Source organism: Mesorhizobium sp. B2-1-1 (genome assembly GCF_006442975.2).
Classification (GTDB): Bacteria; Pseudomonadota; Alphaproteobacteria; order Rhizobiales; family Rhizobiaceae; genus Mesorhizobium.
Window position 1 is genome coordinate 738,170 of record NZ_CP083954.1, and the last position, 20,356, is coordinate 758,525.

Genomic DNA, 20,356 nt, shown 5'->3' on the forward strand with positions numbered 1-20,356 from the left:
CGGTTTCCATCCGGAATTGCGAAACAACAAGGCTGCCCGCCCTGCCATGCAGGGCGGGCGTCAAGCGGCAGCAGCCATGATCTTGGCATAGGCGTCGAAATCGACATTGCCGCCAGACAGCACCACGGCCACGCATTTGCCGGCCAAGTCGATCCTGCCCGACGAGAGCGCGGCGAGCCCGACGCAGCCGCCGGGCTCCACGACGAGCTTGAGATGGGCCATGGCGTCGCGCATGGCCTGCTTCGTCGCCTCCTCCGAGACGGCAATCCCGCCGGCCAGCGTCCTGCGATTGATCTCGAAAGTGAGCGCGCCCGGCTCGGCGACGAGAAGTGAATCGCAGATCGAGGTGTGGCCGGGCTCATTCGCTACCCTGGTGCCCTTGGCCAGCGACCGGCTGGTGTCGTCGAAAAATTCCGGCTCTGCCGCCCAGACGGCGGTGGCGGGCGAACCGTCCTTGACCGCGATCGAAATCCCGCTGCTCAGCCCGCCGCCGCCACAGGGAACGATGACGGCGTCGAGGCTCACGCCAAGCGCCTTGGCCTGACGCAGCAGTTCGAGGCCGATCGTGCCCTGGCCGGCGATGATGGCGGGATCGTCATAGGGCGGCACCAGGACCATGCCCTTCTCCACGTAAGGCCGCACCACGGCCACGCGGTCTTCGCGGACGCGATCGAAGGCGACCACTTCGGCGCCCATCTTGCGGACATTGCCGATCTTCATGGCCGGTGCGTCCGACGGCATGGCGATGACCGCCCTGACGCCGAACATGGCGGCGGAAGCGGCAACGCCTTGCGCATGATTGCCCGAGGAAAAGGCGACCACGCCGCGGCCACGCTCCTCGGCCGATAGCGAGGACAGCTTGTTGTAGGCGCCGCGGAACTTGAACGAGCCGGTACGCTGCAGCGTTTCCGGCTTGAACAGGATGCGGCCGCCGAAGCGGCTGTTGAGCTCGGGCGATTCGATCAGCGGCGTCTCGACGATAAGGCCGGAGAGCCGGGCGGCGGCGGCGTGGATATCGGCGATGCCGGGAGGCGTGGTCATGGCGGGTCCTGTAAGATGTGGTCCGGCCATGGTGCACGCAAAGGGCCGCGCGAGGCCAACAAAAAAATGTAACCCTCACAAGGTTTGAGATCACGACGGCCGGCAGTGCTGGCAGTCACCTGCCTGCCGGTCCGTCCAGTTCAACCCTCACCCCAACAACGTCCGCTGCCGCTTGTTGCCGCCGGCCTTGCGCCAGGCGTTGAAGCGATGGGTGGCGGCGGCAAAGGAAATCTTCATCTGCTGGGAGACCGAATAGCGCGACTTGCCTTCGTCGAACATGCGGTAGCAGCACTCGACGCCTTCCTCGGTCAGCTTGCCGTCGAGGGTCTTGTTGTGCGGGTTGGCGGGATCGAACTTCTCGATCTGCTGCTCGACCAGACCTTTCAGGCGCTGCAGATCGGCCTCGATGCTGGCTATGAGGTCGAGGACGGGTTTCGGGTCGAAGTGATGGGCGTCCGGCTTTGCAGTCATCGGCGGCTTCCTCGGTTGTTGGCTTGAGTTTGGTCATATAAGTGAACATTTGCCGATAATGAAGAGGCGGCGCCGAATGGCGGCTTCAACAAATCTTGACCACTGCCCAGGCGCACGATTGACCGATGCGGCAGCAAACTTTAGTTTAGAACAATTCTAAACTAGGGTGATTTCCTCATGCTTTCCCGTGTTTTCGGCTTCGGCCGCCGCTCCTTCGATTCGCTCTCCGAACAGGAGATCCTGGCGCTTGCCATCTCGTCGGAAGAAGACGACGGGCGCATCTATCGCGCCTATGCGGATGGGCTGGCGGAGGATTTTCCGCAATCGGCCAAGATGTTCGAGGACATGGCCGAGGAGGAGGACGGTCATCGCGACGCGCTGATCGAGCTTTTCCGCAGGCGTTTCGGGGAGCGCATTCCGCTGATCCGGCGCGAGCATGTGAAGGGCTATTACGAGCGCAAGCCCGACTGGCTGGTCAAGCCGCTCGGCATCGAGCAGGTACGCCGCCAGGCCGAGGCGATGGAGCGGCAGGCCTATCTGTTCTATGTCGAGGCGGCCAGGCGCACCACCGATGCCTCGACCAGAAAGCTGCTCGACGAACTGGCGGCGGCGGAACAGAGCCATGAGAGCATGGCGCAGCGGCTGGAGCAGCAGCACGTGCCGGGCACCGTGAAGGTCGAGGAGGCGACGGCCGAGCAGCGCCAGTTCATCCTCACCTATGTGCAGCCGGGACTGGCCGGACTGATGGACGGCTCGGTATCGACGCTGGCGCCGATCTTCGCCGCCGCCTTTGCCACGCATGACACGTGGCAGACGCTTCTCGTCGGCCTCGCCGCCTCGATCGGCGCCGGCATCTCGATGGGCTTCACCGAGGTCGCCTCCGACGACGGCAAGCTGTCGGGTCGGGGTTCGCCGGTCAAGCGCGGCCTGACCGTGGGCATCATGACGACGCTCGGCGGCCTCGGCCATGCGCTGCCCTACCTGATCCCGCATTTCTGGACGGCGACAGCGGTTGCCGCCGTGGTGGTGTTCTTCGAACTCTGGGCCATCGCCTTCGTCCAGAACCGCTACATGCAGACACCCTTCCTGCGCGCCGCCTTCCAGGTGGTGCTCGGCGGCGCGCTGGTGTTCGCGGCGGGCGTGCTGATCGGGAACGCATAGGGTTCATCCTTCTCCCCTTGTGGAGAAGGATGAACCTGCCGATTAGCCGTTCACGGCCCGGCTATCCACCGGCGCCTGTTGCCTTTCACTCAAGCCATAATCGCGCACGACGTGCGCGATGCGCAGGCGGTAGTCGGCAAAGATGCCGCCGCGCCCGGCCTGCTGCGCCTGCCGGTGTTCTTGCGTGTTGCGCCAGGCCTTCACCGCATCCTCGTCGCGCCAGAACGATAGTGACAGGATGCGGTCCGGATTGGCGAGGCTCTGGAAGCGCTCGACCGAGATGAAGCCATCGATGCCTTCAAGCAGCGGCCGCAACTGGGCGGCGATGCCCAGATAGGCGTCGCGCCTGCCCGCGGCCGGCTCGACCTCGAAGATGACGGCGATCACGGCAGCACCAGCTTCGCGTGCGGGCCGGACGCCAGTTTCAGGAACATGCGGTCCTCCTTGAGGATGAATTTTTCACGGCGGGCGAATTCGTAGTTTGCCTTGCCGGCCGGGTCGGCGGCAAGCCGGGCCCTATAGGCTTCATAGGCGGCCAGGCTTTCTATGTTGTAGGCCGCATAGGCGGTCGTGGCCGAGCCTTCATGCGGCGCGTAGTAGCCGATCAGGTCGGCGCCGCAGCGCGGAATGGCCTGGCCCCAGTTGCGGGCATATTCCTCGAACGCGGCCTTGCCGAACGGATCGATCTCGTAGCGGATGAAGCAGGTGATGGTCATTCCGGTCTCCCTGAGTTGACGCACAGATAATTCGATCTCTGTCGAAACGTCGCCTACGCCGGTGTGCTAAGCAGTTTCCTGTCAGGAGCATCGTCAGCGCTCCTTGAGCTCAGCGAAGGATAGTGATTATCTGGCGAGAATGCTTCGATAGGGATGAAACTATGCGCGAAGGACCCGACATTGCCCGCATCGCCAGCCTGATCGGCGACCCGGCCCGCGCCAACATGCTCAACGCATTGATGGGCGGCACGGCGCTGACGGCAAGCGAACTGGCGCTCGAGGCCGGCGTATCGATGCCGACCGCCTCCTCGCATCTGTCGAAACTGATGGAAGGCGGGCTGCTGACCGTGGCAAGCCAGGGCCGGCATCGCTATTACGGGCTCGCCGGGCCGCAGGTGGCTGAAATGATCGAAGCCATCGCCGGCGTCGCCGAAACCATCGGCCCCAGGCGCGTGCGGCCGGGCCCTCGCGACGGGGCGATGCGCGTGGCGCGCGTCTGCTACGATCATCTTGCCGGCGAGCAGGCGGTGGCGATGCTCGACCGCCTCATCGACCGGAGGCTGCTGCTGCGAGACCGCGGCGAAATCCGCTTGGCGCCTTCGGCCGCCTCGCATTTCGCGGCGATGGGCATCGATGTGGAGGCAAAGGCCCGGCGGCCGGTGTGCCGCGCCTGCCTCGACTGGAGCGTACGGCGCTCGCATCTCGCCGGCACGCTGGGCGCCGCCATCCTCGACAAGATCCTCACCGAGAAATGGGCGCGCCGGGAGAAGGACAGCCGCGCCGTGATTTTTTCGCCGCCCGGCAAACAGGCGTTCGAGAAGGTGTTTTTGGCTTGAGCTATCGGCGCTGTTGCCAGCATCGATTCGCCGGCGGGACAGGCGCGAAGGATCGCCGCGCTGCAAATGCGGGCAGGATTACCCCCGCTTCAACACCTTCCCCTTCTTGAAGAAATCCTTCCACGGATCGGCTTCCGCGAGTTGCTTCAGCGTCGTCTTGTCGCCGATGGGGAATGCGTTCGGCGGCAGGCCGGCTTCGATCTCGGCCCAGGTCACCGGCATCGACACCGTGGCACCCTTCTTGGCCCGCGACGAGTAGGGCGCCACCGTGGTCGCGCCGCTGCCATTGCGCAGATAGTCGACGAATATCTTGCCGGTGCGCGCCTTCTTGGACAGCGTCGCGGTGTAGCGGTCGGGCGCGCCCTGTTCCAGCGCGCGCGCGAAATCATGGGCGAAGCCTTTCACCTCCTCCCAGTTGGCCGACGGCTTCAGCGGCACGACGATATGAAAGCCCTTGCCACCCGACGTCTTGACGAAATTGGGCAGCGACAGCTCGTCAAGCTTGCCTCTTATGTCGAGTGCCGCCGCCCGCACCGCCTTCACGTCGACGCCTTCATCGGGGTCGAGATCGAAGACGATCTGGTCGGGACGTTCGAGCTCGTCGATGGTGCAACCCCAGATGTGGATCTCGACCACGCCGAGCTGGACAAGTGCCGCGATGCCGTCGAAGTCACGGATGAACAGGATTTCCTCGCCATCCGTGGGATCCCTCGTCTTCTCGATCTTGTCATGCATGCCGGGCGAGGCATGCTTCTGGAAGAAGCGCTGGCCGCCGACACCATCAGGGGCCCTGACCAGGCTGAGCGGGCGGTTGACCACGAATTGTTTCATGCGCGGCCACACCAGCGCGTAATGATCGAGCAGCCCCTGCTTGGATATTTTTTCGTCGGGCCACAGCAGCTTTTCTGGGTGGGACAGCTTCACCGTGGTGGTTGCCGCCCTTGCCGGCGTTGCGCCGCTTGACGCCGGCTTGGCCCGGGCCGTGCTTTTGCCTGTCGGTGCCTTCGGCTTTTCCTGCACGACTTCCTCCGCCGGCTTGTCTTCGCGCAGCCCCTGGAACGAGGCGTGGCGTACTATACGGTCGGAGGTCCAACTGCGGAACTCCACTTCGCCGACAAGCTCCGGCTTCACCCAGACCAGGCCCTTGCCCCTCGGCACGGCCTTGTCGAAGGGCGACGACTTCGTTTGCAGCGCATCGAGCTTCTTCTTCAGGGCATTGGCGCCGCCGGTCGAGAAGCCGGTGCCGACGCGGCCGGCATAGTGCAGCTTGCCGGCCTCGAAATAGCCAAGCAGCAGCGAACGCAGCCCGCGCCCGGTCTTGTCGGACGGCAGGTAGCCGGCGATGACGAACTCCTGTCGCAGCGTGCATTTCGACTTCACCCAGGACGGCCCGCGCCCGCTGCGGTAGACCGCGTCGGCGCGCTTGGAGACGACGCCTTCCAGTCCCATGCGGCAGGCATGCTCAAGCATCACCTTGCCGGGCTCGGCGAAATGGTCGCTGAAGCGGACCGCCGAATCCTCCGGCTGGCTGGCCAGCAATTCCTGCAAGGCCTGCTTGCGCTCGACCAGCGGCTCGCGGCGCAGGTCCCGCCCATTCAGCCGCATCAGGTCGAAGACGTAGTAGATGAAGCGATCCGTGCGCTTCGCCGACAGGTCGGCCTGCAAAAGCGCGAAGGAAGAGACGCCGCTGTCGGCCAGCACCACGATCTCGCCGTCGATGATGGCGTCGCTGCATTTCAATCCGGCGAGCTCGGCGACGATCGCGTCGCCGAATTTCTTCGTCCAGTCGAGGCCGGTGCGGGTGAGCAGCCGCACGTCCGTGCCGGCGATCTGCGTCTGCATGCGATAGCCGTCGAACTTCACCTCATGCAGCCAGTCCTCGCCCGGCGGCGCTTCCCGCTCGAGCGTGGCCAGTTGCGGCTCGATGAAGTCGAGGCGCTTTGCGTGTCCGGCCTTGGCTTGGGCGGCGGCCGGTTTGTTGGAGTGCCAGACCTTCGCCTTCTCCCCTTTCGCGGCCTTGCCCGCCCCGACCTCCTCGATCGTCAGGCCCGACTTCACCGATTTCGGCGCTTCCTCCAGAATATCCTCGCCTGGCCGGGCCGCGCCATCGTCGGACTTGATCAGCAGCCAGTTGTCACGCTTCTCTCCGGGGCGCGGTCTCAGCCGCACCAGGTGCCAGCGGCCGTGCAGCTTGTGGCCGTTGAGCTCGAAGTTGATATGGCCCTTCTTCATCGCCTTGGCCGGATCGCCCTCGGGCACCCATGTGCCCTCGTCCCAGACGATGACCGAGCCGGCGCCATATTCGCCCTTGGGAATGGTGCCCTCGAACGGCGCATAGTCGATCGGATGGTCCTCGACATGCACGGCGAGCCGTTTCTCGTGCGGATCGAGGCTGGGCCCGCGCGTCACCGCCCAGCTCCACAGCACACCGGCATGTTCGAGGCGCAGGTCGTAATGCAGCCTGGTCGCGGCGTGCTTGTGGATGACGAAGATGCCGCCTGCCTCGCTCTTCTTGCCGCGGGCGACCTTGCCGGGGGGTTCGGCGGTTTTCCTGAAATCGCGCTTGGCGTGATATTGTTCGAGGCTAGCCATCCCTTGATGTCCTCACGCCGATTTGCGCTTGGGCGCGGCTTCTTTCGGCTTGCCGCGTTTGACCGCCGGTTTGGCTTTCGCGGAGGCCTTGCCGCGGCGTTCGCCCGATCCGCCGTCCGACGAAAGGCTCTTCTTCAGAGCGTCGAAAAGATTGACGACGTTGGACGGCTTGGGCGCCGCTTTGGCCTTCGGCGCCTTGCGGCCCGCCTTCTTGGCGCGGATCAGTTCGAGCAGCGCATCCTCATACTTGTCCTCGAATTTCGAGGGATCGAACTTCGCCTTCTTCTTGTCGATGATGAGCTCGGCCAGATCGGTCATCTCCTGATCCGTCTTTACCGATTCGATGTCGCCGAAGACGGTGTCCGGCTGGCGCACCGTGTTGTCGTATCGCAACGTCGTCAGCACCATGCCCTTGCCGAGCGGTTCGATGACCACGGGACGTTCGCGCCGATAGAGCACGATGCGCGCCAGACCCGCCATCTTCTTGCCGGCCATCGCGTCGCGGATGACGGCGAAAGCGTCCTGCGAGACCTTGTCGGCCGGCGCGACGTAATAGGGCGTATCGAGATAGATCTGCTCGATGGAGGATTTGTCGACAAAGCCGTCGAGGCTCATCGTGTGCGAGGACTCGATCTGGATGGCCTCGATCTCGTCCTCTTCGATGTGGATGAACTTGCCATCGTCGTCCTCGTAGCCCTTTATCTCGTCGCCATCCTCAAGCGGCTTGCCGGTTTCGGCGTCGACATAGATCCGCTTCACCGTGTTGCCGGTCTCGCGGTTGAGGATGCGAAAAGAGACCTTCTCGGCATGGGTGACGACATTGGTCAGTTCGATGGCGCAGGTGACCAGCGAAAGCTTCAGATAGCCTCTCCAGGCGGGACGCGGCGCCATGATGATTTCCTGTAGAGAAGGACCTGGCTGGAACGGACGACGACCCCAACGGTTCCAATCCGGTCGAGCCAAGGCCGGCGCGATTGCCACCGGCCCCAACTCTTTCAGCCCCTATTCGGCGGCCTGCAGGTTGATCTTGCTTTCCGCTATTTCGGTCAGCTTGCGATCCGTCGCCTGCTCTTCCTTGAGGTTCTTGGCCAGCACGTTGGCGCAGTCGCTGCGGCCAAGCTGCTTGGCCCAGGCGATCAAGGTGCCATAGCGGGTCATCTCATAGTGCTCGACCGCTTGCGCCGAGGCGATCAGCGCCGCATCCAGCACCTCCTTGTCGTCGACGTCGCCGCTGACGTCGTCGGCTTCCTCGAGGATGCCGTCTATGGCCGGGCAGTTGACCTCCTTGGCCTTGACGCCGTGCAGTTCGAACACCTGCTCGACGCGCTCGACATGGCCCCTGGTCTGCTCGAGATGTTTCTCGAAGCCGGCCTTCAGCTGCGGATCCGTCGCCTTGTCGATCATCTTCGGCAATGCCTTCTCGATCTGCTTTTCGGCATAATAGATGTCGCGCAGCGTGTGCACGAAGAGGTCGTCCAGGGTTTTGATGTCCTTCGAAAAGAAGCCCATGATTGCGGCCCTTCCTTTGCTCTTGCGGTTGCGGGTTAGCGTGGGGCCGCAGGTCGGCGGCCCCATGGGCCGGCCATGCCGGCTCGAAGAATCAACGTCTCGTCCCAAGCCGGGTTCCGGACTTGCGGCGGCGAGCAAGGAAAATTCTCCCGCCAGGGCGAAAGCTGAAACGCAACCGCACCCAGGCGACATTCAAACGAAACATATGTGATGCAAAAGTCACACACGCCGAAATGGCGACAAAAGGCGTGGAAAGACCCCGAATCAGCCGCATTCCGGCCATGAACCGACGGGTTTTCGACCAGAAATTAACATCGCGTTCACCGACTATTCACGCCTCGACGCTATGATTTCCGCAATTCGGAAGGGACACCCGAAAGTCGGGACAGGGACAGGTAAAATGAACTTCCTCACGCACCTCATCGGCTATGCCGCAGCCATCCGCGAATTCGTCGCGCCGACCTATCGGCCCGAGCGCTACTACATGCGCGGGCCGGGCCCGGCCTGCGCTCGTCGCGGCACCTCGCTGGGCGCGCACTGACCATGACTTTCGAGAGCCGACACAACAGCCGCATCTGCAGGCCTGACGCCGAGTCGCGCGCCACCACCTATCGCGCCGAGCGCCCGGCCTTCGCCGATCGGCGGCGTGCGACATCGCCGCGGCTTTGAGACCGCCTTCGCCGGCTTAATGTCTCAGGACACGAGCCGCCGAGGCCCGCGTGAGCGACCTTCTCCAGCCCAGTCGGCCCCAGTCCAGTCGGGCCCAGTCCAAGCCGTCCTTCTGAATACCCTTCGATGCAAGCCATCCGCTGACCGTCTTCGACGGCGCTGGCTCCAGCCGGGATGATAGTGCGCTACCGCGGCAGGCTCGTGCCGTCCGGAGCACACGGCTCCAGCACGATCGTGCCGCCGGCCACCTTGCCGAGTTCTCGGCAACCCTGATCTGCGCACAGTGTCCAACCATCACCGGTCGCGCCGGAGGCGGCGAGCATAAGGCTTCGCTGCGGCCCGACCTTCGGAGCATAGACCCACCAGCCGTCTCGCAGCACCGCGCCCTCCGGTGGTTCCATGCCGGCGCCCGAGCCCTTTATGCGCGCCTCGGTGACTTGCAGGCCGGAAGGCATCACCTTCCAGTGTTCCTCCCAGCGCGTGCGCTCCACCGAGTGCGTCCAGGAGAGGGTGAAGGCGGCGGCCGCCAGCGTCACCGTCTTGCCGGCGGCAAGGATACACAGGCTCATGCTTGGGCCGTCGCCCGCCGCGCACGCCAGAAATGCCAGCCGATCCAGGCAAACGACAATGCCCAGCCTGTCTCGTCGGTGAGCGGGATCGCCGCGACCAGCAGCACGCCGGCACAGAAGGCGATGAGCCGTTCCCACCACGCCATGCGCCTGGCAAGGAAGCCGACGGCGGCGGCGCCCCACAGCACGATGCCCATGCACGCCTTGACGACGATGTAGGCGACCTCGACGGGGTAGCCGAACTGGGCGGCGATCGGGCCTGGATCCTGCAGCATGAGCGCCGGCGTGTAGACCGCCATGAACGGCACGACGAAGCCGGCAATGGCAAGCTTGGTCGCCTGGATGCCGATCTTGAGGCCGCTTTCCCTGGCCATCGGGGCGGCCGCGAAGGCGGCCAGCGCCACCGGCGGCGTGAGATCGGCCATGATGCCGAAGTAGAAGACGAACATGTGGCTGACCACCAGCGGCACGCCGAGCGACAGCAGCGCCGGGCCGGCCAGCGAGGAGGTGATGATGTAGTTGGGAATGGTCGGGATGCCCATGCCAAGCACCAGGCAGGTGAGCATGGTCAGCACCAGGGACAGGAACAGATTGTCCTGGCCGATGGAGATGATCCAGCCGATGAAAGTGGAGGCGATGCCGGTGAGCGTCAGCGTGCCGATGACGATGCCGACGATGGCGCAGGCGATGCCGACCGGCAGCGCGTTCTTAGCCCCTTCGGCAAGTGAATCCACGCAGATCCGCAGCGTTTCGCGCCCGCCCTTGAAGGCGAAGCAGGCGACGACGAGAGCGGCGATGACGAGGCCGAGTATGTTGACGCCGAAGCGCATGAACGAGGCGGCGGCAAGCCCGAGCGCCAGCCAGAAGACGACGCGGAAGGCGAGCGGTCCGATCAGGGCCGCCAGTGGGGTGCCGAGGATGAGCACGATGGTCAGCGCCAGCCCCATCGTGCCGGCGAAGATCGGTGTGTAGCCGGCAAACAGGAGATAGATGAGGGCCGCCAGCGGCAGCACCAGCGGCCAGTGCTGGCGCACGGCATCCCAGGGATTGGGCAGTTCGGCCTTGGCCATGCCGTGCAGGCCGGCCTTGCCGGCTTCCAGATGCACCTGCCAGAAACAGGCGCCGAAATAGAGCAGCGCCGGGATGATCGCCGCCTTGACCACTTCGGCATAGGGGATGTTCAGCGTCTCGGCCATGATGAAGGCGACCGCGCCCATCACCGGCGGCATGATCTGGCCGCCCATCGAGGAGGTCGCCTCGACGGCGCCGGCGAAGGCCGAGCGGAAGCCGAAGCGCTTCATCAGCGGGATGGTGAACTGGCCGCTGGCCACGACATTGGCAACGCCGGAGCCGGAGATGGTGCCCATCAGCGCCGAGGACAAAACGCAGACCTGCGCCGGGCCGCCGCGCCACGAGCCGACCAGGCCGAGCGCGAAATCGTTGAACAGCGCGATCATGCCGGCGCGTTCGAGGAAGGCGGCGAAGACGACGAAGATGAAGATATAGGCGGCCGAGACATAGACCGGCGTGCCGTATATGCCTTCGGTGCCGTAGGCGAAAGTGTCGACGAGCTGGGCGAAATCGTAGCCGCGATGGATGAAGGGCGGCGGCAGATGGTTGCCGACGAAACAATAGGCGAGAAAGATGAAAGCGATGATCGCCAGCGGCAGTCCCATCAGCCGCCGGGCCGCCTCGAAGACCAGCACCACCAGCACCGCGCCGACGACAAGATCCGGCGTGGTGAGGAAACCGGAGCGGCGGATGAGGTCGGTGTAGAACACCCAATTGTAGAGGCCGGTGCCGAAGCCGAGCACGCCGAACGCCCAGAACACGGCCTTGGCCGGCAGGCTTCGGGCGCGCAGGTTGGCGATCAGGCCAAAGCCGAGCAGCAGCAGGAAACCGACATGCATGGCCCGCACCACCTGGCTCGGGATGCTGCCATAGGCGGCGACGTAGATCTGGAACACGGAAAAGGCGACGGCGATGAGGAAGGCAGCCTTGCCGGCGATGCCCTCGCCAAAGCCCGGCGGCAAGCCTTCGACCTGCTCTTCGGCGACGGGGAGATGGAAGGTGGAGGATTTGCCGTCGGCTGTCGTTCCATGCGTTGTTTCGCTCATCCGATGCACTCCAAAATGAGCGAATGACAGTGCGAAGACATCTCAGATGGTCCTCGCCTACTTCAGCAGCCCCTTCTCCTTGTAATAGCGTTCCGCGCCCGGATGCAGCGGCACCGGCATGCCGTCGAGCGCCTTGGCAGGGTCGATCGCCTTGGCGGCGGCGTGGGCGGCGGCTAGTTGGTCGAGATGCTCGAACATCAGCTTGGTCATCTGATAGGCCGTCTCGTCGGAAACATCGGCGCGGGTGACGAGGAAATTGCCGACGGCCGCGGTCGCGACGTCCTCGGCCTGGCCCTCATAGGTGCCCTTGGGGATAACCACCGACAGATAGGGGGCGCCGATCTTGGCGACATCCTCGGCCGGCACCGCGACGACGTTGATCGGCACCGAGGTGGCGAGATCGCGGATCGAGGCGACCCCGAGGCCGGCCGACTGCAGCGTGGCATCGAGCTGGCGGTTCTTGATCAGCTCGACCGATTCGGCGAAGGGCAGGTATTCGACCCGGCCGAGATCCTCGTATTTCAGGCCGGCGGCGGCAAAGATGGCACGCGCGTTGAGCTCGGTGCCGGAGGCCGGCGCGCCGACCGACAGGCTCTTGCCCTTGAGGTCGGCCAGCGTCTTGATGCCGGATTCCTGGCTGGCGACGATCTGGATATAGTTGGGGTAGATGGCGGCGATGCCGCGCAATTTGTCGAGCTTGCCGGGGAAGCCGGCCTCGGCATTGCCTTCGGCGGCCATCTTGACGGAATCGCCGAGCGCGAAGGCGATCTCGCCCTTGCCCTGCTGCAGCAGGTTGAGGTTCTCGACCGAAGCCTTGGTGGCCTGCACCTGGGTGCGGGCGCCTGCGATGCCCTTGCTGTAGATTTCCGACAGCGCCACGCCGAGCGGGTAGTAGACGCCCGACGTGCCGCCGGTCAGCACGTTGATGAATTCCTGTGCCCTGGCCGAGGCAATGCCGAGCCCAAGCGATAGCGCCATTGCGCCGGCCGCAACGAACTTCGTTCTGAAATGGAACATCCGGTTTCCTCCCTGAAATATTGGCTGCCGCACCACCTCCTCGATGCGAACCGGCCAAGTTTAGACGGCGGGCCGCAAATGCCAACCCGCAATTGCATTCATTAGACGAACGGTTGAATGGATGCGGAAACAGCTCCCGGCTTGCGCGGGACGCGACCGTGGCCGAAAGATTTTTTCCGGCACCTGTCGAAATCGGCCCTTGCCGCGCGACATATGTCCGGCTCGCAAGGACGCGGCCTACGAAACCACGGGAGAAGACCCATGCGATACATGCTTTTGATCAACAACGACGAAGCCGCACTGGCGAACACGCCGATCGAGAAGGCTCAACAGATGAGCGCGGCCTATGGCGCCTATACCGAAGCGTTGAAGAAATCCGGCGCGTGGCTGGCCGGAGAAAGGCTGCGCCCGACTCAGGCAACCACCTCGGTGCGGATCACCGACGGCAAGACCAACGTGATCGACGGCCCCTATGCGGACACCAAGGAGCAGCTTGCCGGCTTCTACATGATCGAAGCGGCCGACATCGATACCGCCATCGAATGGGCCGCGCGCTGCCCGGCGGCCAGCACAGGCACGGTCGAGTTGCGGCCGATTTGGGAAATGGCCGAATACATGCCCAAGAAATGACGATGTGATGGACAGCAGCGCGCAGATTGCCCGGGCAGCCGCCGAGGCCGCCGCCCGGCAAAGCTACGGCAAGCTGGTCGCCTGGCTCGCGGCGCGCACGCGCGATGTGGCCGCCGCCGAGGACGCGCTGGCCGACGCCTTTGCCGCGGCGCTCGAACGCTGGCCGCGAACCGGCGTGCCCGAAAAGCCGGAGGCCTGGCTGCTTGCCGTGGCAAGGCGGCGGCGTGTCGACGCGGTGCGGCGGCGGCTCACCAGCGAAACCGGCCGCGACCATCTCAAGCTGATTGCCGAGGAGGCGGAGGCGTGCATGACCGACCAGGACCTGCCCGACGAACGGCTGCGGCTGATGTTCGCCTGCGCGCATCCGGCGATCGAACCTGGCGTGCGCGCGCCGCTGATCCTGCAGGCCGTGCTTGGTTTCGACGCCGCGACGATCGCCTCCGCCTTCCTGGTTCCGCCGGCGACAATGGGCCAGCGCCTGGTGCGGGCCAAGGCCCGCATCCGTGAAGCCGGCATTCCGTTCCGCGTACCGGAGCGGGCCGAACTCGGCGAGCGCCTGGATACCGTGCTGGAGGCCATATACGCGACCTTCGCCGAGGGCTGGTCCGACCCGGCGGGCACAGAGACGCGGCGCCGGAACCTGGCCACCGAAGGGATCTGGCTCGGCAGGCTGGTGGCCTCGCTGCTGCCGGAAGAACCGGAGGCGCTGGGCCTGCTTGCGCTGATGCTGTTCGCCGAGGCGCGCCGTACCGCGCGCCGCGATGGGTCCGGAGATTATGTGCCGCTCGCCGAGCAGGATCATGCGCTTTGGGATCATGCCTTGATCGACGAGGCGGAAACCCTGCTCGGCCGCGCCGCCTCCATGGGCGTGATCGGCCGCTACCAGCTCGAGGCGGCCGTGCAGTCCGTTCACGCGGCGCGGCGGCTGAGCGGCGAGACCGACTGGGTGGCGATCCGCGAATTCTACGACGCGTTGCTTTCGATCGCACGATCGCCCGTGGTGGCGATCAACCGCGCGGTGGCGATCGCCGAAGCCGAGGGCGCCGTGGCGGGGCTGGCGGCGCTGTACGTGCTTGGCGACGACAAGCGGCTCAATGATTACCAGCCCTATTGGGCAGCGCGCGCCGGCCTTCTGGCCAGGCTCGGCCAGGTGCCGCAGGCGGTCGAAGCCTATGACCGTGCGATCGGCCTCGAAAGCGATCCGGCGGTACGCCGCTTCCTGCAGGGAAAACGCGCGACGCTCAGGCATTGAAATGCCTGAGCGCGGTGCTTTGCCGATGAATTGTTCAGCCCGGCCACATTTCGTGCGATGCGTTGAGCGTCTTCATCAGCGGGTGCTCGCGAAGCCTGGCCCACAGGCGTTCGATGTCGGGCCAGGCAGTGCGTGCCTTGCCGCTGTCGGGATGCCAGGCCACCAGCATGGCCAAATAGATATCGGCCACCGACATCGCCTCGCCTGCCAGCCAGTCGCGGCCGCGCAAGGCGGCATCGACGACGGCAAAGCCGCGGTCCATCTCGGCCACGGCCGCCTGCTTGACGGCCTTGGCGCCGTCGGCGTCGGCCGTGTAGCGCGGCGCGTAGTAGAAACGCAGCACCGCCGGATAGAGGGCGGACGACATGAACGCCATCCAGCGCAGGAAGTCGGCGCGGGCCGGTTCATCGGCCGCCGGCGCCAGCCCGGCCCGCGGATGGCGTTCGGCGAGCAGGATGCAGATGGCCGCCGATTCGGTCAGCGAGCGGCCGTCCGGCAAGGTCAGCACCGGCACCTGGTTCAGCGGGCTGATGTGGAGGAAAGCGGGATCGGGCCGATCGGATTTCGGTACGTCGATCTGCTCGAACGGCGCCTTGGCCAGCGCCAGGGCCGCCTCGACAACGAAGCCGCCGCTGCCGGGACGGGTGTAGAGCTTGTACATGAGGTCCTCCGCCGGCCCTGCGGGGGCCGGGGGCGATATGAACCGGAAGCAGGGCGCTGCTCAAGCCCGTGGCATCCGCCACGGCGGGTTTTTTCAGCGGGCCAGGCTAAGCACCTTTGTGTTAGGCGCTCGGCAGGGGGCGTGTCGAAACTTGACAGGCGACGCGTCGTATCGCTTCGCCCAACGAAGACCCTAAGCGCCCAGCCCTTCGAACAGGATCGTCGACAAATAGCGCTCGGCGAAGGACGGGATGATCACCACCAGGTTCTTGCCCTTGTTCTCCGGCCGCGAGCCGACGACGATCGCCGCCTGCAAAGCGGCGCCCGAGGAGATGCCGACCGGCACGCCTTCCAGCCGGGCGACGAGGCGGGCATTGGCGACCGAATCCTCGTTCGAGACCGTGACGATTTCGTCATAGATGGTGGTGTCGAGGATTTTTGGCGCGAAGCCGGCGCCGATGCCCTGGATCTTGTGCGGGCCAGGCTGGCCGCCCGACAGCACCGGCGAGGTTTCCGGTTCGACCGCGACGACATGCAGCGAAGGCTTGCGCTTCTTCAGCACCTGGCCGACGCCGGTGATGGTGCCGCCGGTGCCGATGCCGGAGACGATGATGTCGACCTCGCCATGGGTGTCGTTCCAGATCTCCTCGGCAGTCGTCGTGCGATGGATCTCGGGATTGGCCGGGTTCTCGAACTGCTGCGGGATGATGGCGTTGGGGATGGTGGCCGCCAGTTCGTCGGCCTTGGCGATGGCGCCCTTCATGCCTTTCGGCCCTTCGGTCAGCACCAGTTCGGCGCCGAGCAGCGCCAGCATCTTGCGGCGCTCGACCGACATGGTCTCGGGCATGGTGAGGATCAGCTTGTAGCCCTTGGCGGCGGCGGCGAAGGCAAGCGCTATGCCGGTATTGCCCGAAGTCGGCTCGATCAGCGTCGTCTTGCCGGGAGCGATCTTGCCCGATGCCTCGAGCGCCTCGATCATCGCCACGCCGATACGGTCCTTGACCGAGGCGATCGGGTTGAAGAATTCGAGCTTGGCAAGGAGATGGGCAACGATGCCCTTCTCCTTGGCGAATTTGTCGAGCCGCACCAGTGGCGTGTCGCCGATCGTATCGGTGATGGAATTGTAGATGCGGCCACGGCCGGGAACACGAGCGGAGGCGGCGAACTTGTTCATTGGTTTGGCTCCCAGAATGTCAGGCGGATGGAACTGATCTCAGACGGATGGCCGCCAAGATAGGCCTTCCACGGACGCAAGATAGACCGTCGCCCGAAAATATCCGAGTGGGGCCCGTGTCTAAAACGCCTCGGCCTCGGAAAAGCGTTCCCGCAAAAGCCAGTCCGGCGGAATGCCTTGGCAAAAATGGCCCTATTGGCGGGCGGCGATCGCCGCCGCCGCGCCGACCATGAAACCGGCCGCGGTGCGGTTCAGCGCCTTCAGGGCGCGCGGCGAGCGCAGGAACCAGCGCGCCTTGGCCGCCAGCGCCAGATAAGGCACCAGCACCACGAACAGGACGAGGACGGTGAGTGCGGCGAGGATGCCGTAGTCGGCCAGCGTGATGGTCTTGAGGTCGACGATGGTCGGCGTGATGGCGAGATAGAAGATCATCGTCTTCGGATTGCCGAGCGTCACCGTCAGGCCGGCGAGGAAGCTCGACGCCAGCCCGCCCTTGCCTTTCCTGGCCTCGACCGTCTCGGGCGTGATGCCGGCGGTCCAGAAGCGCCAGCCGAGGAAGGCGAGATAGGCGACGCCGGCCCATTTGACGGCGAGGAACACCAAGCCGAAGGTCTGCGCGACAAAGGCAAGCCCAAGCACCACGGCGGTGAGATAAAGGAGGTCGCCGAGCATCAGGCCGAAGGACATGGCCAGCGACGAGCGGAAGCCGGAACCGAGCGCGCGCGCCACAAGCGCGGTGACGCCGGGGCCGGGAATGGCCGCGGCCAAGCCGCGGGCGGCGCTGTAGGCGAGGAAGCCGGTGAGGGTCATGGATCGAGCCTTGCGTCCGCGAAACTGCTGGGACGGCGCCTTGTCGCACAGAGTTTCGCGGGCGGGAATTGCCTGGAGCCGGATTTGGTTGCACCAGGCATGCCCCGTGCTCGAGGCCTCCCAGCGGATCAGGACCGGCCGTCGCCGTAGGTCACGCGCCAGATGGTGCCGTTGCCGTCCTCGGTGACGATCAGCGCGCCGTCGCTCGCCACCGCCACGCCGACCGGCCGGCCCCAGACCTCGCCGCCGGAGGTGACGAAGCCGGTCATGAAATCCTCATATTCGCCGGTCGGCTTGCCGTCCTTGAACTTGAGCCGCACCACCTTGTAGCCGGTCCTGTTGCCGCGATTCCACGAACCGTGCAGGGCGACGAAGGCGTCGCCCCTGTATTCGGCCGGAAAACCGGATCCCGCGCGGACATTCCTGCCGTCGTAGAAGGCGATGTTGAGCGGCGCCGAATGCGCCTGCATCAGAATGTCGGGGACGGTGACCTTGCCGGCAAGGTCGGGACGCGCGCCCTTGTGGCGCGGATCCTCATTGTCGCCGATATAGTACCAGGGCCAGCCGTAGAAGGCGCCTTCCTTCACTTCGGTCGCATATTCGAACGGCACGTTGTCGCCGAGCGCGTCGCGCTCGTTGACCACGCACCACAGCGCGCCCGCCGCCGGCTGCATGGCCATGCCCGAACAATTGCGCAAGCCGGTGGCAACGATGCGGCCATTCCTACCGTCCGGGTCGAAAGCCCTGACGTCGGCGCGGCCTTCCTCCGCGCCCCAGGTGGCGCCGAGCGGCTTCGACCTGGCCCAGGCGTCGAGCCCGCCCCGCGGTTTTTTTGCCATGTCCTGGGCGGCGTTCGAACCGGAGCCGACCGAGAGATACAGCGTCTTGCCGTCCGGCGAGAACGCGACGTCGCGGGTCCAGTGATGAGTGGCCGGAATATCGCGGACGACGGTTTCCGGCTCGCCGGAGGCCTTCAGGTCGCCATCGCGGTAGGGAAAGCGCACGATGCTGTCGCTGTTGGCGACATAGATCCACTGCGGGCTGTCCCCTGGCGGATAGAAGGCGATGCCGTAGGGCCGGTTGAGATTGCGGGCGAAGATGCCGTCCCTGACAGGTTTCGCGCTGCCCTCGCCGAGACGGTAGACGCGGATCTGGTTGGCCTCGCTGTCGGCGACGAACAGGTCGCCATTGGGCGCGACACGCACGACGCGCGGATTATCGATGCCCGACGCGATCAGTTCCGCCGAAAAACCCGCCGGCAGCCGCGGCTCGGCGCCTCGAGGCCTTTGCACCGGACCGGCGCTGTTCGAAGCGGATCTGGTGACATAGGGCCGGGGCTGGTCTTGCGGCCTGATCAGCCGGCGCACGCCCGGCTCGTCGGCACGCCAGTCACCGAATGCGGCCGCGCCCTTCAGCACCGGCTCTGCCTGCTGGGCCAATGCCGTCGCGGCGAAGAGCAAGGCAGCAGGGAGCGCCACCGCGCCGGCAAGTCGGATCATCCCAGTCTCCAGCTTCTCGCTTCTTCATGCATGTCGTTGTCCCAAGACCGAGGTCACATGCACCAAGGGAACGGGCGGGCTCGGCAGTCGTTCCGGACGAAACGGGGAGTTGAAGGAATTCGGGTCAGGTATCCGCGTCGAGATCGGCGTCGAGGTTCTTTTCCAGTTCGACGAGGTCGGCCGGCAGCGGCATGCCCATGGCGCGGATTTCGCGCAGCTTCTCGCGCAATTGCTCCTGCACTTCGCGCACATCCTCAGGCTGGTTGACCATCTCCTCCAGCAGCAGGCTGATCTGGGCCTTGAACGATTCCAGCGCCATCTTTTCTCTCCTCGGCCGGCTGGATCGATCCCAGCTCTCAGCGCAGCATGCGCGATATCAGCTGCGCCGTATAGTCGACCATCGGGACAATGCGGGCATAGTTGAGCCGGGTCGGGCCGATGACTCCGAGCGCGCCGACGACGCGGGCGTCCTTGTCGCGGTAAGGCGCCACGACCAGCGACGAGCCGGAGAGCGAGAAAAGCTTGTTTTCCGAGCCGATGAAGATGCGCACGCCCGGTCCCGCCTCGGCGAGGTCGAGCAGCTGGATCAGCCCGTCCTGCGTCTCCATGTCCTCGAACAGGTGGCGCAGGAGTTCGATGTCGGCCTGGGCGGTGACGTTTTCGAGCAGATTGGCGCGGCCGCGCACGATCAGGCGCGCCGGCAGGCCGCTTTCCGCGCCGGCCCACACCGCCAGCCCTTTCTCCACCAGGTCCTGCGACAGCGTGTCGAGCGCTGCCCTTGTCTCTTCCTTGATACGCTCGACCTCCGCCCGCGCCTCGGCCAGCGTACGGCCGCGAATATGGGCGTTGAGGAAATTCGAGGCCTCGTGCAATTGCGAGACGGTGATGCCGGCCGGCAGATCGATGACCCGGTTCTCGACGTCGCCGTTCTGCGACACCATCACGGTCAGCGCCTTGGTCGGTTCGAGCTGGATGAACTCGATGTGCTTAAGGGCCACCTCGTTCTTGGCGGCCAGCACCAGGCCGGCGCCGCGCGACATGCCCGACAGCATCTGGCTGGCCTCGGTCAGCATGTGTTCCAGGGTAGCGCCCGAGCCGGAGGCTCGCACCTGCGCCTCGATGCTGCGCCGCTCCTCGTCGGAGAGGTCGCCCAGTTCCATAAAGGCGTCGACGAAGAAGCGCAGGCCGGCCTGCGTCGGCAGACGGCCGGCCGAGATGTGCGGCGCGTAGATCAGGCCGAGATGTTCGAGGTCGCTCATCACGTTGCGGATGGTGGCGGGCGACAGCGAGGACGGCAGGATGCGCGACAGGCTGCGCGATCCCACGGGCTCGCCGTCCCTCAGATAGGAATCGACGATGCGCCGGAAGATGTCGCGCGAACGCATGTCGAGCGCCTGAAGTGCGGGCGCCTGAAGTGCCGGCGTGTGAAGAGCGAGCGACTGCGAAGCGGGATCGACTGCCTTGGTCATTGCGGCCATAACCTCCGGTTCAAGGATATAGACTTCGCGGCGCTGCGCGCAACCCGGTGTCGTGTTGCGCGATCACCCCGGTGTCGCCGCGTTTGCGGCCGCCGGTCCATTTTCCTTTACGCCGTGCCCCGCATGCGTCTAAAAGCCGGCCAAGATTCAAAAAA

General features: G+C 65.3%; 21 protein-coding genes. 5 read left to right on the forward strand and 16 right to left on the reverse strand.

Annotated features, from left to right (window positions below; translation table 11 throughout):
- Positions 1-60: 60 nt before the first annotated feature.
- Together FJ972_RS03480 and FJ972_RS03485 are read right to left on the reverse strand one after the other, a co-directional pair.
- Entirely contained in the window at positions 61-1,041 is a 981-nt protein-coding gene (locus tag FJ972_RS03480; RefSeq protein WP_140491775.1) for a threonine/serine dehydratase, read from the reverse strand.
- 147 nt (positions 1,042-1,188) lie between these two features.
- Positions 1,189-1,512 (reverse strand): hypothetical protein, encoded by a 324-nt coding sequence (locus FJ972_RS03485; protein ID WP_140514141.1) that lies wholly within the window; start codon positions 1,510-1,512, stop codon positions 1,189-1,191.
- Between the two features lie 177 nt (positions 1,513-1,689).
- Here FJ972_RS03485 and mbfA point away from each other — a divergent pair, with 177 nt between their 5' ends.
- Complete coding sequence (mbfA, locus tag FJ972_RS03490; RefSeq protein ID WP_140491779.1) at positions 1,690-2,673, forward strand: iron exporter MbfA; 984 nt, start codon at positions 1,690-1,692, stop codon at positions 2,671-2,673.
- Positions 2,674-2,715: 42 nt separating this feature from the next.
- On the opposite strand, the gene FJ972_RS03495 is transcribed toward mbfA, so the two are convergent.
- Positions 2,716-3,060, reverse strand: coding sequence for an antibiotic biosynthesis monooxygenase family protein (locus tag FJ972_RS03495; protein ID WP_140524410.1), 345 nt, complete (start codon positions 3,058-3,060; stop codon positions 2,716-2,718).
- Entirely contained in the window at positions 3,057-3,389 is a 333-nt protein-coding gene (locus FJ972_RS03500; RefSeq protein ID WP_140491782.1) for an NIPSNAP family protein, read from the reverse strand. The genes FJ972_RS03495 and FJ972_RS03500 overlap by 4 nt, the downstream gene beginning before the upstream one ends.
- A gap of 161 nt (positions 3,390-3,550) precedes the next feature.
- Between FJ972_RS03500 and FJ972_RS03505 the strand changes: the two genes are divergently transcribed.
- The gene (locus tag FJ972_RS03505; RefSeq protein WP_140514139.1) at positions 3,551-4,225 is read left to right on the forward strand and encodes an ArsR/SmtB family transcription factor; all 675 of its coding nucleotides are present in this window, start codon (positions 3,551-3,553) and stop codon (positions 4,223-4,225) included.
- 78 nt (positions 4,226-4,303) lie between these two features.
- Here FJ972_RS03505 and ligD read toward each other — a convergent pair whose 3' ends face one another.
- The 3 genes from ligD to FJ972_RS03520 all read right to left on the reverse strand — a co-directional run bounded on the left by ligD (position 4,304) and on the right by FJ972_RS03520 (position 8,326).
- On the reverse strand, positions 4,304-6,817 hold the full coding sequence (gene ligD / locus FJ972_RS03510; RefSeq protein ID WP_140524411.1) for a DNA ligase D: 2,514 nt from the start codon (positions 6,815-6,817) through the stop codon (positions 4,304-4,306).
- A gap of 12 nt (positions 6,818-6,829) precedes the next feature.
- Entirely contained in the window at positions 6,830-7,708 is an 879-nt protein-coding gene (locus FJ972_RS03515) for a Ku protein (RefSeq protein WP_140514137.1), read from the reverse strand.
- 111 nt (positions 7,709-7,819) lie between these two features.
- Complete coding sequence (locus FJ972_RS03520; protein ID WP_140491790.1) at positions 7,820-8,326, reverse strand: ferritin-like domain-containing protein; 507 nt, start codon at positions 8,324-8,326, stop codon at positions 7,820-7,822.
- Between the two features lie 400 nt (positions 8,327-8,726).
- Between FJ972_RS03520 and FJ972_RS03525 the strand changes: the two genes are divergently transcribed.
- Positions 8,727-8,867 carry a hypothetical protein gene (locus tag FJ972_RS03525; RefSeq protein WP_013892047.1) on the forward strand — a complete coding sequence of 47 codons (141 nt, stop codon included), beginning with the start codon at positions 8,727-8,729 and terminating at the stop codon, positions 8,865-8,867.
- Between the two features lie 313 nt (positions 8,868-9,180).
- Here FJ972_RS03525 and FJ972_RS03530 read toward each other — a convergent pair whose 3' ends face one another.
- The 3 genes from FJ972_RS03530 to FJ972_RS03540 are packed head-to-tail and all read right to left on the reverse strand — an operon-like array spanning position 9,181 to position 12,698.
- Entirely contained in the window at positions 9,181-9,564 is a 384-nt protein-coding gene (locus tag FJ972_RS03530) for a DUF1850 domain-containing protein (protein WP_140524413.1), read from the reverse strand.
- Positions 9,561-11,681, reverse strand: a complete 2,121-nt coding sequence (locus FJ972_RS03535; RefSeq protein WP_140524415.1) for a TRAP transporter permease — start codon at positions 11,679-11,681, stop codon at positions 9,561-9,563. The genes FJ972_RS03530 and FJ972_RS03535 overlap by 4 nt, the downstream gene beginning before the upstream one ends.
- Positions 11,682-11,738: 57 nt before the next feature.
- Complete coding sequence (locus tag FJ972_RS03540) at positions 11,739-12,698, reverse strand: TAXI family TRAP transporter solute-binding subunit (RefSeq protein ID WP_140514134.1); 960 nt, start codon at positions 12,696-12,698, stop codon at positions 11,739-11,741.
- Positions 12,699-12,959: 261 nt separating this feature from the next.
- Here FJ972_RS03540 and FJ972_RS03545 point away from each other — a divergent pair, with 261 nt between their 5' ends.
- Both FJ972_RS03545 and FJ972_RS03550 read left to right on the forward strand, forming a co-directional pair.
- Complete coding sequence (locus FJ972_RS03545; protein WP_140491798.1) at positions 12,960-13,328, forward strand: YciI family protein; 369 nt, start codon at positions 12,960-12,962, stop codon at positions 13,326-13,328.
- Between the two features lie 7 nt (positions 13,329-13,335).
- Positions 13,336-14,580, forward strand: a complete 1,245-nt coding sequence (locus FJ972_RS03550; RefSeq protein ID WP_140524446.1) for an RNA polymerase sigma factor — start codon at positions 13,336-13,338, stop codon at positions 14,578-14,580.
- 34 nt (positions 14,581-14,614) lie between these two features.
- Here the strand turns inward: FJ972_RS03550 and FJ972_RS03555 are convergent, their stop codons facing one another.
- The 6 genes from FJ972_RS03555 to hrcA all read right to left on the reverse strand — a co-directional run bounded on the left by FJ972_RS03555 (position 14,615) and on the right by hrcA (position 20,192).
- A complete protein-coding gene (locus tag FJ972_RS03555) occupies positions 14,615-15,241 on the reverse strand; it encodes a glutathione S-transferase family protein (protein ID WP_140514133.1) in 627 nt (208 codons plus the stop codon).
- 192 nt (positions 15,242-15,433) lie between these two features.
- A complete protein-coding gene (cysK, locus tag FJ972_RS03560) occupies positions 15,434-16,414 on the reverse strand; it encodes a cysteine synthase A (RefSeq protein ID WP_140514132.1) in 981 nt (326 codons plus the stop codon).
- Positions 16,415-16,606: 192 nt separating this feature from the next.
- Entirely contained in the window at positions 16,607-17,224 is a 618-nt protein-coding gene (locus FJ972_RS03565) for a LysE family translocator (protein ID WP_140524417.1), read from the reverse strand.
- Between the two features lie 128 nt (positions 17,225-17,352).
- Positions 17,353-18,723, reverse strand: a complete 1,371-nt coding sequence (locus FJ972_RS03570; protein WP_140524418.1) for a PQQ-dependent sugar dehydrogenase — start codon at positions 18,721-18,723, stop codon at positions 17,353-17,355.
- Between the two features lie 124 nt (positions 18,724-18,847).
- A complete protein-coding gene (locus tag FJ972_RS03575; protein WP_140524420.1) occupies positions 18,848-19,042 on the reverse strand; it encodes a hypothetical protein in 195 nt (64 codons plus the stop codon).
- Positions 19,043-19,079: 37 nt separating this feature from the next.
- Positions 19,080-20,192, reverse strand: coding sequence for a heat-inducible transcriptional repressor HrcA (hrcA, locus tag FJ972_RS03580; RefSeq protein WP_140524421.1), 1,113 nt, complete (start codon positions 20,190-20,192; stop codon positions 19,080-19,082).
- Positions 20,193-20,356: the final 164 nt, after the last annotated feature.

Bases quoted from the DNA above. Each gene is read 5' to 3' on its own strand.
- FJ972_RS03545 (WP_140491798.1), top strand. From the start codon at position 12,960: ATGCGATACATGCTTTTGATCAACAACGACGAAGCCGCACTGGCGAAC.
- FJ972_RS03485 (WP_140514141.1), bottom strand. From the start codon at position 1,512: ATGACTGCAAAGCCGGACGCCCATCACTTCGACCCGAAACCCGTCCTC.
- mbfA (WP_140491779.1), top strand. From the start codon at position 1,690: ATGCTTTCCCGTGTTTTCGGCTTCGGCCGCCGCTCCTTCGATTCGCTC.
- FJ972_RS03565 (WP_140524417.1), bottom strand. From the start codon at position 17,224: ATGACCCTCACCGGCTTCCTCGCCTACAGCGCCGCCCGCGGCTTGGCC.
- ligD (WP_140524411.1), bottom strand. From the start codon at position 6,817: ATGGCTAGCCTCGAACAATATCACGCCAAGCGCGATTTCAGGAAAACC.
- FJ972_RS03575 (WP_140524420.1), bottom strand. From the start codon at position 19,042: ATGGCGCTGGAATCGTTCAAGGCCCAGATCAGCCTGCTGCTGGAGGAG.
- FJ972_RS03500 (WP_140491782.1), bottom strand. From the start codon at position 3,389: ATGACCATCACCTGCTTCATCCGCTACGAGATCGATCCGTTCGGCAAG.
- FJ972_RS03540 (WP_140514134.1), bottom strand. From the start codon at position 12,698: ATGTTCCATTTCAGAACGAAGTTCGTTGCGGCCGGCGCAATGGCGCTA.
- FJ972_RS03520 (WP_140491790.1), bottom strand. From the start codon at position 8,326: ATGGGCTTCTTTTCGAAGGACATCAAAACCCTGGACGACCTCTTCGTG.
- FJ972_RS03530 (WP_140524413.1), bottom strand. From the start codon at position 9,564: ATGAGCCTGTGTATCCTTGCCGCCGGCAAGACGGTGACGCTGGCGGCC.
- FJ972_RS03515 (WP_140514137.1), bottom strand. From the start codon at position 7,708: ATGGCGCCGCGTCCCGCCTGGAGAGGCTATCTGAAGCTTTCGCTGGTC.
- hrcA (WP_140524421.1), bottom strand. From the start codon at position 20,192: ATGACCAAGGCAGTCGATCCCGCTTCGCAGTCGCTCGCTCTTCACACG.
- FJ972_RS03505 (WP_140514139.1), top strand. From the start codon at position 3,551: ATGCGCGAAGGACCCGACATTGCCCGCATCGCCAGCCTGATCGGCGAC.
- FJ972_RS03555 (WP_140514133.1), bottom strand. From the start codon at position 15,241: ATGTACAAGCTCTACACCCGTCCCGGCAGCGGCGGCTTCGTTGTCGAG.
- cysK (WP_140514132.1), bottom strand. From the start codon at position 16,414: ATGAACAAGTTCGCCGCCTCCGCTCGTGTTCCCGGCCGTGGCCGCATC.
- FJ972_RS03550 (WP_140524446.1), top strand. From the start codon at position 13,336: ATGGACAGCAGCGCGCAGATTGCCCGGGCAGCCGCCGAGGCCGCCGCC.
- FJ972_RS03570 (WP_140524418.1), bottom strand. From the start codon at position 18,723: ATGATCCGACTTGCCGGCGCGGTGGCGCTCCCTGCTGCCTTGCTCTTC.
- FJ972_RS03480 (WP_140491775.1), bottom strand. From the start codon at position 1,041: ATGACCACGCCTCCCGGCATCGCCGATATCCACGCCGCCGCCGCCCGG.
- FJ972_RS03535 (WP_140524415.1), bottom strand. From the start codon at position 11,681: ATGAGCGAAACAACGCATGGAACGACAGCCGACGGCAAATCCTCCACC.
- FJ972_RS03525 (WP_013892047.1), top strand. From the start codon at position 8,727: ATGAACTTCCTCACGCACCTCATCGGCTATGCCGCAGCCATCCGCGAA.